This is a genomic window from Ruegeria sp. F12 (assembly GCF_056533885.1).
In genome coordinates this window covers 68,390-83,944 of the sequence record NZ_JBQFOV010000017.1, presented here as the reverse complement: position 1 = coordinate 83,944, position 15,555 = coordinate 68,390, and the positions used below count along the sequence as shown (strand labels likewise).

The following is a 15,555-nucleotide window of genomic DNA, read 5'->3' as shown; positions in this document are numbered from 1 at the left end:
CGGCGGGCAGCTCCATGCCGCTTTCGGCGGCGTGGTCGGCATAGTTCAGGCCGATGCAGATGAACTTGCCCACCTGGCCCACACAGGCCCCAATGCGCGGGTTGCCCTCGACCAACGGCAAGGTTGCCGTGTCGATCGCTCGCAAAGCATCAAGACCGGCATCGGACAACACCTCGCCCGAGATGTCTCCAATCGTGCCCGACAAATCACGGATCGCGCCGTTTCCATCCAGCAGCCCCGGCTTTTCCTGACCAGCCAGGCCATAACGCAGCAGTTTCATCTAAGTCTCTCCTTGCTTACACGGTCCAGCCGCCGTCGATGGCGAAAGTCTGTCCAGTGGTAAATCCACTTTCATCGCTGGCCAGATAGGTCGCCAGCGCTGCAATCTCGTCTGCGTGGCCAATCCGCCCCATCGGTTGCCGCGCGATAAAGTCTTTCAGTGCCTGATCGTAGTCACCAGTTGCCCGCAAACGGTCATGCAAACTGGGGCTGTCTACGGTTCCGGGGCAAATTGCGTTGCAGCGAATGCCCTGTGTTACGAAATCCGCTGCAATTGACTTTGTCAGCCCGATCACCGCAGCCTTGGACGTGCAATAAGAGAACCGGTTCGGCACACCCTTAATCGATGACGCAACCGAGGACATGTTGATGATCGACCCCCCGCCGGCCTCCAACATGCCCGGCAGCACCAGCTTGGCCAGCCGGTACATTGCCTTGACGTTCAGATCAAAACTGAAATCCCACTGGCCCTCGTCACAATCCAAGATCGAGCCCGCGCCCACAAAGCCTGCGCAGTTGAACAGAACATCCAGAGGACCGGTTTGCTCCACCGCTTCTGTCACTGCATCCGCGTCTGTGACATCCAGCTTCAACGCGGTGACACCTTCGAGTTCGGCCAGTTCAGCCAAGGTGTCGTCGTTGATGTCGCAAGCTATCACCTGAGCGCCCTCGGCCACGTACCTCTCGACGCTGGCGCGTCCGATGCCTTGCCCCGCAGCGGTAACCAAAGCTTTTTTTCCGGCCATTCGGCCCTGAGTTGGGTTCATATCGATCTCGATCATTAGTTCAGATGTTATGTGTTGGCCGATGTGAGCGATCAAAGCCAGCCGTCTTTAGCCTGGGTTTAACATTGGACTTCAGCCTCGCTCAGACCAGCAGTGCGTCAGCGCTCTGGAATTTGGCTTGGGCGGTCTTTTCTACCACGATTCCTCCCCACTATATTATTTAAATGCAAATCATACTTTCATTTATAAATCAACATTGACTTCTGATTACGACCCAAGCGATGATCGAACGCTCAGACTCATCGGCCTGACAAGGAGGGCAAAGTGGCAAATTCGTCCGAGAAATACCGCGCTCCAGCGTTAGAAAAAGGACTTGATATTATTGAGCTTCTTGCCCTACACGGCGACGGAATATCACAAGGTGAAATTGCGCGAGCCTTGCAACGTTCGCAAAGCGAAATTTACCGAATGCTATCCACCTTGGTGCGGCGGGGGTATGTCGTTCGATCGAAGGACGGTGATCTTTACTCCCTAAGCCTGAAAATGTTCGCAGTGTCCCAGGGGCATCCACCAATTGAACGCCTGATGGAGGTTGCCTCCCCCAAAATGCGCGCAGTCACCAGACTTGCCTGGCAGTCTTGTCACCTTGGTATGGAAAGCAATGGAGACATCGTCGTCGTTGCTTCGGTTTCGGCCCCAGGAAATTGGGTGTTTTCGTTGCGCGTAGGCACCGTCATTGGCCTAAGCAACACAGGTACTGGCCGCGTTTTGGCTGCGTTTCGAAGCGACCAGCAGATCGAAGAACTTCTGGATATGCATCGGTTGGCACAGGGAGAACCGGAAATCGACCGCAGTGAGTTCCTAGAGCATGTGAGCCGTATTCGGGAAGTTGGTTACGAGCGTATGCCATCTGCAACAGCAGTGGGCGTCACGAACCTTGCCTTTCCCGTCTTCGACCGTGAACGTGTGCCAATTTGTGTCGTGAACTGCCCCTATGTCGAGCGTATCGACAAGTTAGACGTGCCATCGTTGGATGAAGTACATCTGTTGTATCAGTCTTTGGCCGACGAGCTTACCAATTTCTACTCTGGCGAAAGCAGTTTACTGACCGAGCATTGACGGGAAAGGTTATGTGACCCCATTGAAGCTCCGCTGACCCAACAACGGACGCAGGGTACCCGGTGCAGTAATTGCGGCAGCCCTCGGCCGACTGCCGTTGACTTGTTACCGGCTTAAACCGACGCAAAGTTTCCTTCAGAAATCGCTTAGAAACGCGAATGCTCGGGCCTTTTTGTTTCTGGGGATATGGACACCGACGTCGGAGACGCGGCTACCCCACTGGCTGCTTCAGCGTGGGGGACGCTCTCGCGCATTTTGAGGCGGACAACGGTGAACATACCAGCGACCAGCATCAGCACCCAACACATCCATTGGACCGCTCTGTCACTGCCAAGAAGAGATCCGATACCCCCAAAAATTGGCCCGACCACGCTGCCGACGGTGTAAACAAACAACAAGGTGACAGCTGTGGCGCCTACATAAACAGGAACTGTACGGTCCATGGCATGCGCAACAAAGACCGAATAGAGCGGCATGATCAGTCCTCCCAGAAACACAGAGCCGATTATCATGACAACTTGCAGCACGAGCCCGCTTTCCCCGGCGATTGTAAATCCCTCGTTGCGTGAGGCAATTGACAGGATCATGACGGTCAAGGCGGCGCTCAGTGACATCGCTGCGATCATATAGCGGCGGTCCATTCGATCTGATGCGTGGCCGATTGGGAACTGAAACAGAATACGTCCCAAGTAGAAGGCTGCCACGACAAACGCGATCATATTTGCGCTCATCCCTGCGACCGAAGCCTGATAAGGCAAAACAGTCAGCAGCAGCGCCAACACGAAGCCGTTCACGAACACGCCGATGAACGCGGTTGGAGATTCCCGGAAGGACGCGATAAGGCGCAACTGCGCGTGCGCAGGCACACTGGGGGGAGAGGTTCGGGTCGGCACCAGAACGATGATCGCAATCGAATAAAGTGCGGACATCATCACAAACGCTTCGGACAAATCGCCCGAGAACAGTATGATAAAGGCCTGGCTTGCGACAGACGTCACACCCAAAACGATGTAGTAGATGGACAGGATGCGCCCTCTGCTATTTGCGGGTGCAGAGTCGTTGATCCACGCATCCCCAATGGAATACAGACTTGCCGTAGCCAATCCGGTCGCAAATCGCGCAGCAATCAGGACAAAGGTGTTTTCTGAAATCGACAACAACAGGGCGCACAGGCTGCACAATGCCGCCGAGGCTGCAAATGCCCGTATGTGACCAATCCGGGCCAAAGGCCGAAAGATAAAGAAACACCCAAGCAAGAAACCCATAGAATAGCTTGCAGCGACGAAAGACGCTGCCTCTTGGCTGCCACCGGAATCCGCAATGCGCAACGACACCAAGGTGCCCAAAGCCGCCGTCGACAGATGGATCATTCCAATGGACACAAACAACGAACGCAGAGACACAATGGATATCGTCATTTCAGCCTCATATTGGTTTGCAAGCTACGGACTCGACGACAGTTATCGTTGTCTACAGCTTGAATTTCACGCCGATAAGCAAACCGTGCTGTTCAACGTCATAGACGAAACCGTCTCCATCCTCGCGATCGACAGAGAAGTACCGGTAGCCACCGACCACATCCACGGTTTTACTTACTCGGTAGCCGAAACCGCCGAACACATCCGAGGTAAAATCCGATCCCCCGCCACCAACGTATGCCCAACCCGTCACATACCAGTCTTCTGAAACACTCGATCGACCGCGAAGGCCAAAGATACCGTCAAGCCATTCGTCCCCTCCGCTGACCTCACGGCCCGGAACTGTTCCGGCCCTTAGCGAGCCGTCAATGGATACGTCATAATACCGAAAGCCAACAGCCAGTTTCAATTCGGATGCTTGAGTTGCTAGTGCCACGTATTCTGTGCCAAGCGTTGCGATCAGAATATCCGTGTCGATAACGGCTGAGCTAAATGCCGGGCCAGGTGTTGAAGCGTCCGAGTCGAAATCGAAATATTGAAGATCACCGAAGATACCGAACCTGTCCTTTGTTGCTGATCCAGCAATCATGAAACCGATTTCCAGCTCGTCCAGCAAGTCACTGAAAGACGCATCGACACCCAATGTCGGCGCTCTCGGCCCCGGAGATACGTCGCCATTCAGACTAGGCATCCAAAGATATGGGGTCAGTCCGAAATCCCACTCGGATGCCGCCTCCTGAGCCTGTCCGGAAAGAGGTGCAAAAGTCAGCGCCAAGGCGACTGCAGGCTTCCATGCTGCGATCTGGGTACGTTTTCCCTGATGGCTACTCCGGTGTGTTTCGGACAAATTTTTCCGATGCATGTTTCAATTTCTCCTCAACCAGCGTCATTTTGCATGTGACGGACTATCTGCGCCGCGGGTCGTCTGCACCACGCGTTGGCCGGGGTTGTGGCCCCGATCGTTTCGGTCCACTCGGTATGTGCGGCCATTTTCTTCAGTGTTTCCGGGAATGCGGTGGCCAACACTGTCACGTTGCCATCCCAACCCTGTTCTTCGATCAGCGTCTTACGGGCGCCCGGCTCTTGGTCCGCGTGATCCTGAACAAACTGATCTGCCTTGGCCACTTCAAGCGGGTAGATCGCCGCGACAAGGATCTGAATCAGCAGCGTATCCGGATAAAGCGCAACCGGAGCGGTAAGTTTCTGAAGCTCTTCCGCCGTAAACTGGGCCTCGTCCGCTGTTTCTGCCGCTTGCTCGGTCGTTGTGTTCTGCGCCGTTGCTCCGACGGGTGCAACCAACACGGCAGCGATCCATAGAAATGCCAAAAGAACGGTCAATCTTGTGCGCATCTCAGGGATTCCTTTTCCGAAATTCGCTAAAGCCGAGGACAAGGCAGTTACTGGCGCGACTGGATGGTCTAATCATCCGCCCACTCTCACAACTTGCAGCAGCCCGTCGATGCCGGTGCCAATTTTGCGACCCACAGGGAAACTGACATCCGATTCAAAACTTGAGTTTTCACTCAGGGCAGTGCCGATCAACTGCGCGATTTCGGGCGAGTCCTTGAATTTCGAATGTGCCAATGAGCCCGTATTTTTGACTGCGCTAAGGTCGATTGCATTAACGCCCAGTTCGGCCAAATCCTCGGCTGGGATCTGTCCCAGACGCGAGACACCGCCGGCGACCCGTTGGCTGGCCCTGAGCGCCTTGTCATCCTGAGACACAAGCACGACGAACCGTCGATACTGTTCCGGAAACCTGCGAATTTGCGTCAGAAACAGATCTATATCTATATCGGGTGCGGCCAGAACGACGTTTTGGGCCTTCCCCGTCGGGTTCAGCCCGGTCGTCATTGAAATCTGCCGCCCGGCCTCCATGACCAGGAATGTGCCCATCGAATGAGCCACTAGATCGTATCCTTCAATGTTGCTGCTTTCCATGACGGAAAACATGCTGACCAGGTGATCTCGAGCGATCAGGGCGCTGTTTATGTCGTAGACATATTTGACGGTCTGCCCGCTTGAAGCCCAGGTGAACAAGATCGGGACCCCCTTATATCCGGAATCTTCGACGAATTGGGCCATCTGCAAAACCGCGCTGGTCAGGTTCGTGTTATAGCCATGCACGAACAACAGCACTTCGTGATCATTGCGGGGCAAAGCTCGCACCGAACGGCTGACTTCTTGCCGGAATTGGGTTCCGTCACTGAACAACTGCGGTGCTGTGATCACGAAATGCTTGCGTGGGTCGGCAGGCAGGGATGACGGTCGTTCAATATTCCCTTTCTGATGATCCGGGGGGATGGTGACGTCGACAGCAGCAAAGCTCATGTCAGAGGCGCGGTCGCCTGAAAAGAACTCGGTTGGGTCGTCAGACAGAGCGCGCGGCGTCGCAATGTAGATCCTATGGCGGGTGAGTTCCGGAACGCTGGAAACCGGTATTGCGGTTTCGACGCCCACAAGGTTTTGGGGCCCGCCGCACCCCGCGCAAACACTTAGCAGCATGACGATCAAAAAGCGCATTGAAACCAGTCCTGTTACAGGTCTGTCGAGTGGGGCCGCTATATTGGGCGCCCCCCCGGAGGCGTCATTGGAACTGAATCTTTATGGATTGTTCGACCGGGGCCGACAGCTTTACACCCGTGGATTTATGGCGCGCAACGATCACTACGCACGCAGCGTTGACCAGCGTAATATCACCAGCCGATTGAACCGGGACAACACCACCGGCCACTCCGAAATATTGCCCAACAAAATCCAGCGGGTCGGTCAGACCATATACCTCACCCTCAATCTCGCCCACGCGAGCACCCGACTCCAAGGCCTTCACGCCGTTGGCCGAGAAGGGGATCTCTTGCCCGTCATTCAAGGTCAGAACACCTTTGCCCCATCGAACCCCAACAAGGATCGAGAAGCTTTGGCCGTTAAAGGTGATCTTTCCGGAAAGCGGCAGGTTTTCTCCGCAGGGGGCATTGGCCGTCTGCGCTGTGGCCGCAGGTATCTGAGTAAAGGAAAGCGCCAGGATGGCAACGGTATTGAGTGCTGTTTTCTTAGAAATAAACGGGATCATTGCGGTCTCCTACTCGGAATAGGGTTTCAAAGGATGTGTCTCGGGGGACTTATTGTTCGGGTGTTTGCCGCATGAAGAAGAACTCCTCGACAACAGCCTTGGTTTCGGGACGTAGGTTGACGATCCCGTCATAAGGGACACCGGTGCCCGGAGGCGTATCGGGGTATTTCTGTTTGCGTAGGAAATGCCGCTGGATCATGTTGACGAATTTCGCGCTGCCCCAGGCACCGATCTCGGTCGAGACGGGATATTTTTCCTGTGGGTCGCGAAACAGGTCGTAGAAATCCGCGAGGATCGCGTTTTCGATGTTTCCGCCGGGGATCGCCAGCTTGTATTGCTCTTTAACCACGGCCTCCAACTTGTCGATGTTGTAGAGGAACACGTAGTCCCGGCGGCCATGCGCCTCGCCATTCAGCAGCAGGGACGTCTGGTCAATGCCGTCGATAACCCGATCCCGCGGAATTGCATCGGTGGCCCCAGCCACACGCGCTAGCGTTGTGAACAGATCGGTGACATGGACCATATCGCCAACAACCGATCCGGCCTGGATCATCTCGGGCCAGCGAACAAAGGCGTCCACGCGAACGCCACCCTCGGTCGTGGCACCCTTGCCGCCCCGGAAGATCATGGGCGTGTAACCTGACTGAGGCGCGTATTTTGTGAAATGCCCGTTGTCACCCATAATGATGACGATGGTGTTGTCGGCGACGCCCAACGTCTCCATCTCGGCCAAAAGGTCGCCGATCCAGGTGTCCACCAGCTTCATTTTCTCGACATAGTGACCGCCATTGGGCGTCGTGTATTCGCTGGTTGTCGTGCGCGGTCCGGTTAACGGATAAAGCGGCCAGTATTGCAAGAAGAACGGCTCGTCCTTGGCGGCAAGGCTACGTAGCTGTTCCATTGCCTGCTCTTGATATCGCACGTTCATTTCATGGTACTTGGCTTCGTTCCAACGTTCGCCCGGCTCCATATGGACCTCGCGCACGTCCTCGTTGCGCACGCCTTCAACTCCAGTGGCCAAACGCGAAGCGTCAGTGCGCAACCAACGATCCATCGTGTAGAGATCGTCATAGTTGTTGTCGCCGATCCCAATCGAGACCTCCTCGTCGGCTGCATCGTCGTGATAGATCGTCAACTGACCCTGCTGATGGATCGGAAAAGCCGCAAAATCGAAACCTTGGTAATTTGGCCAGGACTCGCGGATATCGCCCATGTGCCACTTTCCGATATGGGCGGTGTTGTATCCGGCATCTGACAACAGCTCGGCCAGTGTCACCTCATCTTCAGCTAGGCCGAAGCCCGCTAACTCGACCTGCGTGTTGCCCATCCCATTCCGATGCGGCTGTCGGCCGGTCATAAAAGCCACGCGGGTTGGTGTGCAGGAAGGTTCCGTATACATCCGCGCCAGCCGCATACCTTCGGCGGCAAATTGATTGATCGCAGGGGTTTTGTATCCACGGATCATGTTCAGGGTTTCACTGCCCAGATCGCCAAAGCCGATATCGTCAATCAAGATATACAGAACATTCGGCGGCTTGCCGTCATTGGCGTCCTGAAATTGGGCCAGTGCAGCGTCGATTTCCTGATCTTCGCGCGCCCATTCTTCGCCGTTCTGCGCTTCGAGAATGTAGTATTCGGCGTCCCTGACGATCGGCCCGCTCTGCGCGCCGACTTGCGTGCCGGTCAACACCGAAATACCTGCGATCAGCGCGGTTGCGAGGGTGTGGCTATTGCGCGGCTCTGTCATGCTATCATCCCGTTTTCTGATCCAAGAACCCTGATCGCCCTGCGGGTCGGAAACTTCCGAAACAGCCTGAACCATCAGATGGTTGTGCAGACAATTGGATGATGCAAAACGCCACCGAACAATGTAACTTGGGGCGTGTAACCGTTACAGATTGTCTGTGAGGCGACCCGCCTATGACCGAAACCGAAATTGACAGAGAGGAAAAGCAAGCCGCTCTGCGTCGCGTTGTTGAAAGCGACGAATTCGGCGGGGCCGAACGCCTGAGGGCTTTCCTGACCTACGTGGTCGAACAGGAACTGGCCGGGCGACCAGACATGATTTTGGGAAAAAGGATCCTGGAAGAGGTGTACCACAAAGGCCCATGTGCAGATGGTGCGCCAGAAAACGTGGTCAGGGTCGATGCCACCAGATTGCGCCAAAGGTTGGATCTTTACTATGGCACCGAAGGTCGAGAGGACCCGGTGCGTATTTTTATCGACAAGGGGGGCTACACCCCTCGTTTCGAACTGAGGTCTAAGACGACCGAGCCGGCCCCTCGGGCTCGTCCCGCATTTCGGGTAAGATGGGTTCTGGGAGGCACTCTTGTTGCAGGGCTTGCGGCAGCGGTCTATTTCAGCTTCTTGCGCACGGACACAACCCCTGAAGCGCTATCGCCTGAAGCACGATCCGCGTTGTTCGAAAATAATCCCACCAACCTTTTGGCCAGAAACATGACCCAAGAGGCGCGGGGCTTGCTGTTTCCTGCGCCCGAACTGGTACGCGTTTCAGCCGCGCTGGACATGTTCGAAGAGGCAATGCGACTGGACCCGAACTACTATGGCAGCTACGCGGGGGCTTCGCAGGCGTCGACCATTCTTGCCGGGCTGTCCCCCAACGCGGAGATGCGTCAGGCCTATATGCAATCAGCTAATGAATTGGCGGAACGCGCGCTCGAACTGGATTCGACCAAATCATGGAGCCATTCCGCCAGGGCCTTTTCGCAAATGGTACGTCGCGATTTTGCTTCAGCGCAAACCTCCAGTCGCCGTGCCTTAGAGCTTGAGCCCGATGACCTATACGCGCTTGAAATCGATGCCATAATTTCGGTGTTTTCGGGCGATTTCGAACGGGCGATAGCCAACGCAAACCCAAAACTTCATCAACATCGCCCCGGGCGGGGGCTGCCTTGGCGCAACACATTGGGGAATGCGTATTTTCACGCGGGTGAATACCAAAAGTCGATCACTCACCTGACGCAAGCGGTCCGTTCTGGAGGTCCAATAAGCGAGATCAACACCGCCCATCTTATCGCTGCCTATCAGGCATCTGGACAGCATGAAAAAGCTAGGGAAATGGTTGTTGCGTTTCAAACGTCGTGGCCGGAAAGCCGTGTTTCGCAGGTCCTAAAAGCCTTGTTCGAGGACATAGCCGATGCCGAACGTGTTTTGCGACAATTGGCGGCTGCTGGATGGATCGATCCGGTCTCGCGATAAGTCCATTCGATTGTAGTATTGTTTTCTTTTTTGATTGCGTGGGTTGAGCTAGCGAGCGGAGATGGGTCGCGGCCAGTTCCGATCACACGGACTGCGCCTACATGCTTCGGAGCTGTGTCGATCGCGCAAACATGGTTTGGGCTTCACATAGGCAACAGCGGGCACACTTTTTTGCCGAAGAACAAAAGGGATGACCGAGATCGGTAGAACAACCAGCATCCGCTGCAAACCCAAGGCTTTAACTCCGCCTTTACTTGTCGATCTTGCTGATCTTTGTCCCCTTAAGACTAGTTCCCGCCATCAAACCTTCCTGACCGAACACTATTGGAACGATATCTCCTTGAAGGTCATTGGTGCCCATGGAAGCAGACCAGCCTTGATCACCACCAACCAGTGTCGGTCCGGTGCCTGCCTCCCAGCCATTGTTGTTGCGAAAATATTCAAGGGCAGCGTGGTTCATGAAGAACATTGCATATGAGAATTGCTGAACACCCGCCTGAAACCCGTATGAGGCACCCGCAATATTGTAGTAGCCCGTTGTGACCCCATTCTCGCGCATAGCGCCTTCACCGAATTGACCTCCGACGACCAAACCACCTGCGGTGACTTTCGGAAAAATCAAAATGGCTATCGCTTCTTCGGACAAGTCTCTGGCTTCGGATGAGTTGCTGTACAATTGATCAAGTGCGGCACTTGCCCCATTGTCGATTTCGGACGCGGTCAAACCACTGGTGGTGTCCAAAACAGCCTCGCTTGCAGTTTCAGCGACATCACCTGCCTTTTTGGCCGCGTCGGAAACGCCTTTCGTCACCTTGTCCAGAAGGTTTTCCGCATATGCGGATTGCTCGGTGGGAAACCCTAAAATGCCAACAAACAAAAATGCGGCGAAAAATACGAAACGCAACATCTTATCCTCCCTGTTCATCCGAAGTGACTTGGCAAAAAAGCACATGCTGTCACAGATAGCACAGCTGACTTCGGATTAGTTCAAGTATCTATTGCGCAGCTTTTCCAGATCCTGATCTGTCAGCCCAAGGCCCTCATGCAGGTAATTGTCGACCGAACCGTAAGTCTCGTTCACACTGCTATAGAAGTTATTCAAATACTCCATTCGAACACCCAACGAGGGCCAGACCGCTTCAGGGGTCATGCTCGTGCCGCGTTCAGCGTTCACTTGATCCGCAATTTTCACGGATGCGTTGCGGGCATCCTTGAGAACGTTGCTCATCATGAAATCTGCCTCGATGTCTTCTTGGGTGACGCCCAACGCGCTCAACACCAAGGCAGTGGCAACACCGGTTCTGTCTTTTCCACCCGAGCAGTGATACAGCACAGCCTCCCCCTCCGGTTGCTCGATCAGGACGTCAAACAAAGCACGAAATTCTTTTGTGTAGTCAGTGGCGATATATCCGAAGGCCTCGAAAAAGAGAGTGTCCGTTTGCGTCTCGGTCGCCGTCCCTGACTTGATGCTTGCACGCATGTCTTCGATCATCTGAGCCTCTTGTTCCATGACCGGGAAATTGTAGCGTTCAGGCCCTTGTCCATCCGGCCACAAAACAGGGTCAGCGGTCGATTCCAACGTGGTTCTTAGATCCACTATGGAAGTAACCCCCAGATCCTCGACAAGAGCCATTCCGTCGGCACCCATACGATCAATTTCACCGGAACGAATAAGTTGCCCGGTTCGAATGCTGCGCCCGTCTTTGGTCTGCAATCCGCCTAAGTCCCTGGTATTGGCCACGCCTTCAATCGGGATGGCGCGATCCTCGGAGGCTTGCGTTTGCTCAGCATCCCCCAACCCGCATAAGGCGAGAGCTACGATTGCCGCGCGTACAATGGTCATTTGTTTCTCCTTCCGGGTGGTCTTAGGGTGATGATGGGAATGACCGTCAAGGGTTTGGTGAGCCTCAGGTTTGGGTCACGTTTCGACCTTAGAAATCAAACCGAGCGCCGACGAAGGGACCGTCAAAGGTCAAATGCGAAATCGCCTGCGAATTACCGATGTTCCAATCGAGATACCGATAGCCCAGCACCAGGTCCCAATTGTTGATCTTGTAATTTGCTGCCAAGCTAAGCTGAGTTGTCAGGTCACTTTCTCCGGCACCAATATCCGCATAGTAGGACATCCCCCAACGATCACTGAACTGGCGTGTTCCACGCAGACCGACCACAACGTCCCAGTTGTTGATCTTACCCGACACACGTTGCGAGCCGCCGGAGACTTCGATGTCAACAGTATTGTCTAGGTTCAGGCTTCTTACCCCGCCTAAAACTGTGAAAAGGGTTCCTGGCGCATCAACCAAATCGTATCCAACCGAGCCCGTAAATACGGTCCCTTCGACATCGACATCCGAAGAGGCAGGGATACCCGGACCGACAGCACTATTTTGATCGTTGCTCAGGTTGAGATACAGTGCATCGACAAAGACCGAAAGCTTTGCGCGTCGCGCTTCGACAGCGCCCATCAACCCGAAGTCGAGATTGTCCAGAATGTCGCTGAAACTTACATCTATGCTGTTCCCAGTGGTTGTTTCACCGCTTAATGCGGGCGCCCAGAGATACAGGTAGGCGGTAAAATCCCAGGTCGGGTTGTCTGCCTTCGCGGGCAGAGCAAATCCGGCCCAAAACGCGCAGGCAATCGCAGACAAGCGCCATCTCTTTCCGGCGAAAAAGGTACTGTTCATTTTCAGGGCCTTTGTGAAATTTCTAAGTGCGGAGGGGCGCAGAGGTGCACGCTCTGCGCCCGGCTGAGTGGTTTATTGCCAGCTCATGAACACGTCGCGTGTTTCCTCGCTTTCAGGACGCAAGTTCTCAATACCGCCGTAGGGAATGTCTTTACCAATTTCCGAGTTGGGATATTTGGCCATCATCTTTTGATGTCGCTTGACCATGTCCTGGAACGAGGCGCCGGCCCAAAGAGAATACCCAACTAGCGGATGTTCTTCGCGCGGGTCCCTATAGACATTGTAGGTCGGCGCAGCAGCCCCCGGAGCACCCGGCGCAGGCAGATGCATCTTGAATTCCTGTTTGACGATCGACCGCAGCACGGGGCCTTCGTAGACGTAAACATAATCACGCCGCCCATTACCTTCACCCTCCAGCAGCAACGCTGTTTGGTCGACCCCGTCAATTACTCGGTCCCGCGGAATGAATTCTGTCGCCCCGGCAATGCGCGCGATCGTGGTGTAAATATCCGAGACGTGGAAAATGTCCCCTGCAGCGCTGTCAGCTTCGATCACACCGGGCCAGCGAATAAACGCATCCGTGCGCACCCCGCCTTCCAGATGCTGAGTTTTGCCGCCGCGATAGATCAATTGGTTCAGGCCAGAGGTTCCTTCGTAGTGATACATCAGGCCATTGTCGGCCATGATCATGACGATGGTATTGTCGGCCTCACCTGTCTCCTCTAGCTTGGCCAGAACGTCTCCGATCCATTCGTCCAAAAGCTGCAACTTGTCCGCATGAAACCCGCCGTTGCGCGAGAGGGCTTGATCCGGGTAGACAAAGTTCAACGGGTAAAGCGGCCAGTATTGCAGAAAGAATGGCTCATCCAGCGCCGCAACGCGCTCAAGCTGCTCCATAGCTTGCGCCTGATAGCGCTCATTCATCTCTTCATATTTGGCCTGTGTCCACTCTTCGCCCGGGGCCATTTCAACCTCGCGCGCGGGCCCGCCTGCTTCGGCCTCAACCCCTGTCACCAAGCCGTAGGGTTTAAAGCGCTCGTCCAGCAAAAATTGGTTGTTCTGACCCGAGGCATGGTATCCCAACATATTGTTGGCCTGCATTGCCTCGCGGGTCATCAGGCTTAGCTGCACCTGTTGGTGCAGCGGAAAGGCTGCGTAGTCGAAACCCTGATTGTGGGGATAGGCCTCTTCGATATCGCCCTGATGCCACTTGCCAACGTGAGATGTGTTATACCCCACCTCTTTCAGAATCTCGGGAAGCGTCACTTCGCTGGCAGACAGACCCTCACCAACCAGAGCGACCTTGACCTCTTCAACCCCGGCCCGGATCGGATGCCGACCGGTCAACATAGCTGTACGTGTCGGCGTGCAGGACGGTTCAGTGTACATCCGCATCAGCGACATTCCTTCGCGGGCAAAACCGTTGATATTGGGTGTCTCGATCCCCATCACATAGTTCATCTTTCGCTCGCCCATCTGGCCGAAGCTGATGTCGTCAATCAGAATATACAAAAAATTCGGAGGCTTTCCCCCGTTAGCCTCACGAATTTCAGCAAGTTTGGCGTCGATCTCGAAATCCTGCGCGTCCCACTCCTCTCCAAACTGAGCACGCAAAAAGCTGAATTCGCCGTCGTGTACAATGGGGTCGCTTTGCGCAACAACCTGCCCCCCGGTTAGGAATGTAAACATGGTTGTGGCCAACGCCATATATCTCAAACTAGTCGTCACTGCAGGCTCTCCAGTTGATGGTTACGTCTTGCAACGCCGCCACAAGAAGGTCGTGGCATTGGGCCGATAATGATTGATTGGACTGATGTGCCAGCTCTGTTAGGCGTCGGTACTCGGGCGGGGTGACAAAGGTCACAACCCTTTTGGAACGGGCGTCGGCATTTGGCAGGCGTGGTCTGCCCATGCGCGACTTGGAAGCTTGACGCGACACTTGACTTGGCCCCCCTCCAGTTTGTTTTCTTTACCGGTAAACTGTCAGGATGCTGAAATGGACCACATCAAAAATCGGCCAAATCCTCAGGAATACGATGCCAAGGCCGCTGAAGCGACCCCTTCTGCGATCGTGCTAGATCTGATGCATCCCAATGACCTTGCCGCGATGACGCCCTGGGAAATGGATTTTCGCCAGCTTGACCCCGGCCCTTTGTCCACACAAATCGCGGTGCGCTCTAGCCCGACATGTTCTGTTTTGAACATCTCGCTCAGCGGTGCGGTTCACCAACGCGGCGTCTCACCCGACGGGTGGAGCACATTCGGCATTTCCCGCAGAGGTACAATAGATTCCTGGCAAGGATGTGCGCTCGACGACGACGCCTTTCTAACTTTTGGTAACAAAGATGGTTTCGACGGCGTGTCTACGGGACGTTTCTTTGGCAATGTCGTTTCTTTTGACACCCGGCGGTTCCAGAAGCTCGCCCAGTGTTGCGGATATTCTATCGCAAGCGAAGGCCCGGCGCTGCGACTACAGATTTCCGATGGTAATGCGCGCAGAATGGATTGGCTGGAACGAGAAATCGCAAATCTGTTGAAACACTCGGATGAGCCATGGAACGAAGATGTTGAAGAAGCTCTGATGATCAAAGTGTTAGCCATCCTGACCAGCAGCGCAGTTCATCAAGACAAGAGTTCAGCCCAAACCAGACGCCGCGCCCTTAACCGGGCTTTGGAGATGATGAACGACAATGCGCTGGAGCCCGTTTCCATCGAAGACCTGTGCGCAGCAACCGGCGCGTCATTGCGCACCCTGAACCGCGCTTTCAACGAACGCTTCGGGTATGGTCCAAAAGCATATTATATGCGACTGCGATTGGACGGTGTTCGCGAAGATCTACTGAACGGGGCTGGAGCGAAATCAATTGCCGATATAGCCAACAAACATGGGTTTTGGCACATGGGGCAATTCGCCCGAGACTATCGGCTGTTTTTTGGCGAATTGCCGTCAGAGACGCAGATGAGACGCAGAGCGTGACGGTCTTCAAGCACCTCGGAATAAATTGTCCTATAAGAGCTTGAACACACGGGCCCGGCGATAC

At 54.8% G+C, this 15,555-nt stretch carries 14 protein-coding genes and 1 pseudogene; 3 read left to right on the top strand and 12 right to left on the bottom strand.

The genetic code is table 11. The features are described from left to right. Window positions 1-280 (bottom strand): annotated as a pseudogene (locus tag ACR0CA_RS18660) (2-hydroxyhepta-2,4-diene-1,7-dioate isomerase); the annotation flags it as partial. Window positions 281-296: 16 nt separating this feature from the next. Further along, on the bottom strand, window positions 297-1,061 hold the full coding sequence (locus ACR0CA_RS18655; RefSeq protein WP_214648077.1) for an SDR family oxidoreductase: 765 nt from the start codon (window positions 1,059-1,061) through the stop codon (window positions 297-299). A gap of 267 nt (window positions 1,062-1,328) precedes the next feature. On the opposite strand from ACR0CA_RS18655, the gene ACR0CA_RS18650 reads away from it, so the two are divergent. Next, window positions 1,329-2,123, top strand: coding sequence for an IclR family transcriptional regulator (locus ACR0CA_RS18650; protein ID WP_170775035.1), 795 nt, complete (start codon window positions 1,329-1,331; stop codon window positions 2,121-2,123). 146 nt (window positions 2,124-2,269) lie between these two features. Here the strand turns inward: ACR0CA_RS18650 and ACR0CA_RS18645 are convergent, their stop codons facing one another. From ACR0CA_RS18645 to ACR0CA_RS18620, 6 genes are all read right to left on the bottom strand, one after another. After that, window positions 2,270-3,541, bottom strand: a complete 1,272-nt coding sequence (locus ACR0CA_RS18645; RefSeq protein WP_480900643.1) for an MFS transporter — start codon at window positions 3,539-3,541, stop codon at window positions 2,270-2,272. A gap of 52 nt (window positions 3,542-3,593) precedes the next feature. Then, complete coding sequence (locus tag ACR0CA_RS18640; protein WP_480900641.1) at window positions 3,594-4,403, bottom strand: hypothetical protein; 810 nt, start codon at window positions 4,401-4,403, stop codon at window positions 3,594-3,596. Between the two features lie 14 nt (window positions 4,404-4,417). After that, entirely contained in the window at window positions 4,418-4,891 is a 474-nt protein-coding gene (locus ACR0CA_RS18635; RefSeq protein WP_480900640.1) for a DUF3300 domain-containing protein, read from the bottom strand. Window positions 4,892-4,963: 72 nt separating this feature from the next. Continuing rightward, window positions 4,964-6,064, bottom strand: coding sequence for an alpha/beta hydrolase (locus ACR0CA_RS18630; protein WP_170787237.1), 1,101 nt, complete (start codon window positions 6,062-6,064; stop codon window positions 4,964-4,966). A gap of 64 nt (window positions 6,065-6,128) precedes the next feature. After that, window positions 6,129-6,611, bottom strand: coding sequence for a hypothetical protein (locus ACR0CA_RS18625; RefSeq protein ID WP_170775044.1), 483 nt, complete (start codon window positions 6,609-6,611; stop codon window positions 6,129-6,131). 49 nt (window positions 6,612-6,660) lie between these two features. Continuing rightward, the gene (locus tag ACR0CA_RS18620; RefSeq protein ID WP_170787235.1) at window positions 6,661-8,358 is read right to left on the bottom strand and encodes a sulfatase-like hydrolase/transferase; all 1,698 of its coding nucleotides are present in this window, start codon (window positions 8,356-8,358) and stop codon (window positions 6,661-6,663) included. Window positions 8,359-8,531: 173 nt separating this feature from the next. On the opposite strand from ACR0CA_RS18620, the gene ACR0CA_RS18615 reads away from it, so the two are divergent. Then, window positions 8,532-9,830, top strand: a complete 1,299-nt coding sequence (locus tag ACR0CA_RS18615; protein WP_480900638.1) for a tetratricopeptide repeat protein — start codon at window positions 8,532-8,534, stop codon at window positions 9,828-9,830. Window positions 9,831-10,080: 250 nt separating this feature from the next. Here the strand turns inward: ACR0CA_RS18615 and ACR0CA_RS18610 are convergent, their stop codons facing one another. From ACR0CA_RS18610 to ACR0CA_RS18595, 4 genes are all read right to left on the bottom strand, one after another. After that, window positions 10,081-10,737, bottom strand: a complete 657-nt coding sequence (locus ACR0CA_RS18610; RefSeq protein WP_480900636.1) for a lipid-binding SYLF domain-containing protein — start codon at window positions 10,735-10,737, stop codon at window positions 10,081-10,083. Between the two features lie 75 nt (window positions 10,738-10,812). Next, window positions 10,813-11,673, bottom strand: a complete 861-nt coding sequence (locus ACR0CA_RS18605) for a tyrosine-protein phosphatase (RefSeq protein ID WP_480877932.1) — start codon at window positions 11,671-11,673, stop codon at window positions 10,813-10,815. An 88-nt stretch (window positions 11,674-11,761) separates the two neighbouring features. Beyond that, window positions 11,762-12,478 (bottom strand): hypothetical protein, encoded by a 717-nt coding sequence (locus ACR0CA_RS18600; protein WP_480900634.1) that lies wholly within the window; start codon window positions 12,476-12,478, stop codon window positions 11,762-11,764. Window positions 12,479-12,586: 108 nt separating this feature from the next. Continuing rightward, a complete protein-coding gene (locus tag ACR0CA_RS18595) occupies window positions 12,587-14,203 on the bottom strand; it encodes a sulfatase-like hydrolase/transferase (RefSeq protein WP_480900632.1) in 1,617 nt (538 codons plus the stop codon). Between the two features lie 307 nt (window positions 14,204-14,510). On the opposite strand from ACR0CA_RS18595, the gene ACR0CA_RS18590 reads away from it, so the two are divergent. Next, on the top strand, window positions 14,511-15,491 hold the full coding sequence (locus ACR0CA_RS18590) for a helix-turn-helix domain-containing protein (protein WP_480900630.1): 981 nt from the start codon (window positions 14,511-14,513) through the stop codon (window positions 15,489-15,491). The last annotated feature ends 64 nt before the right edge of the window (window positions 15,492-15,555 follow it).

What these genes read in the sequence shown, in the direction of transcription:
- ACR0CA_RS18655 (WP_214648077.1), bottom strand. Translation starts at nt 1,061, where the DNA reads ATGATCGAGATCGATATGAACCCAACTCAGGGCCGAATGGCCGGAAAA.
- ACR0CA_RS18645 (WP_480900643.1), bottom strand. Translation starts at nt 3,541, where the DNA reads ATGACGATATCCATTGTGTCTCTGCGTTCGTTGTTTGTGTCCATTGGA.
- ACR0CA_RS18640 (WP_480900641.1), bottom strand. Translation starts at nt 4,403, where the DNA reads ATGCATCGGAAAAATTTGTCCGAAACACACCGGAGTAGCCATCAGGGA.
- ACR0CA_RS18635 (WP_480900640.1), bottom strand. Translation starts at nt 4,891, where the DNA reads ATGCGCACAAGATTGACCGTTCTTTTGGCATTTCTATGGATCGCTGCC.
- ACR0CA_RS18630 (WP_170787237.1), bottom strand. Translation starts at nt 6,064, where the DNA reads ATGCGCTTTTTGATCGTCATGCTGCTAAGTGTTTGCGCGGGGTGCGGC.
- ACR0CA_RS18625 (WP_170775044.1), bottom strand. Translation starts at nt 6,611, where the DNA reads ATGATCCCGTTTATTTCTAAGAAAACAGCACTCAATACCGTTGCCATC.
- ACR0CA_RS18620 (WP_170787235.1), bottom strand. Translation starts at nt 8,358, where the DNA reads ATGACAGAGCCGCGCAATAGCCACACCCTCGCAACCGCGCTGATCGCA.
- ACR0CA_RS18615 (WP_480900638.1), top strand. Translation starts at nt 8,532, where the DNA reads ATGACCGAAACCGAAATTGACAGAGAGGAAAAGCAAGCCGCTCTGCGT.
- ACR0CA_RS18610 (WP_480900636.1), bottom strand. Translation starts at nt 10,737, where the DNA reads ATGTTGCGTTTCGTATTTTTCGCCGCATTTTTGTTTGTTGGCATTTTA.
- ACR0CA_RS18605 (WP_480877932.1), bottom strand. Translation starts at nt 11,673, where the DNA reads ATGACCATTGTACGCGCGGCAATCGTAGCTCTCGCCTTATGCGGGTTG.
- ACR0CA_RS18595 (WP_480900632.1), bottom strand. Translation starts at nt 14,203, where the DNA reads ATGTTTACATTCCTAACCGGGGGGCAGGTTGTTGCGCAAAGCGACCCC.
- ACR0CA_RS18590 (WP_480900630.1), top strand. Translation starts at nt 14,511, where the DNA reads ATGGACCACATCAAAAATCGGCCAAATCCTCAGGAATACGATGCCAAG.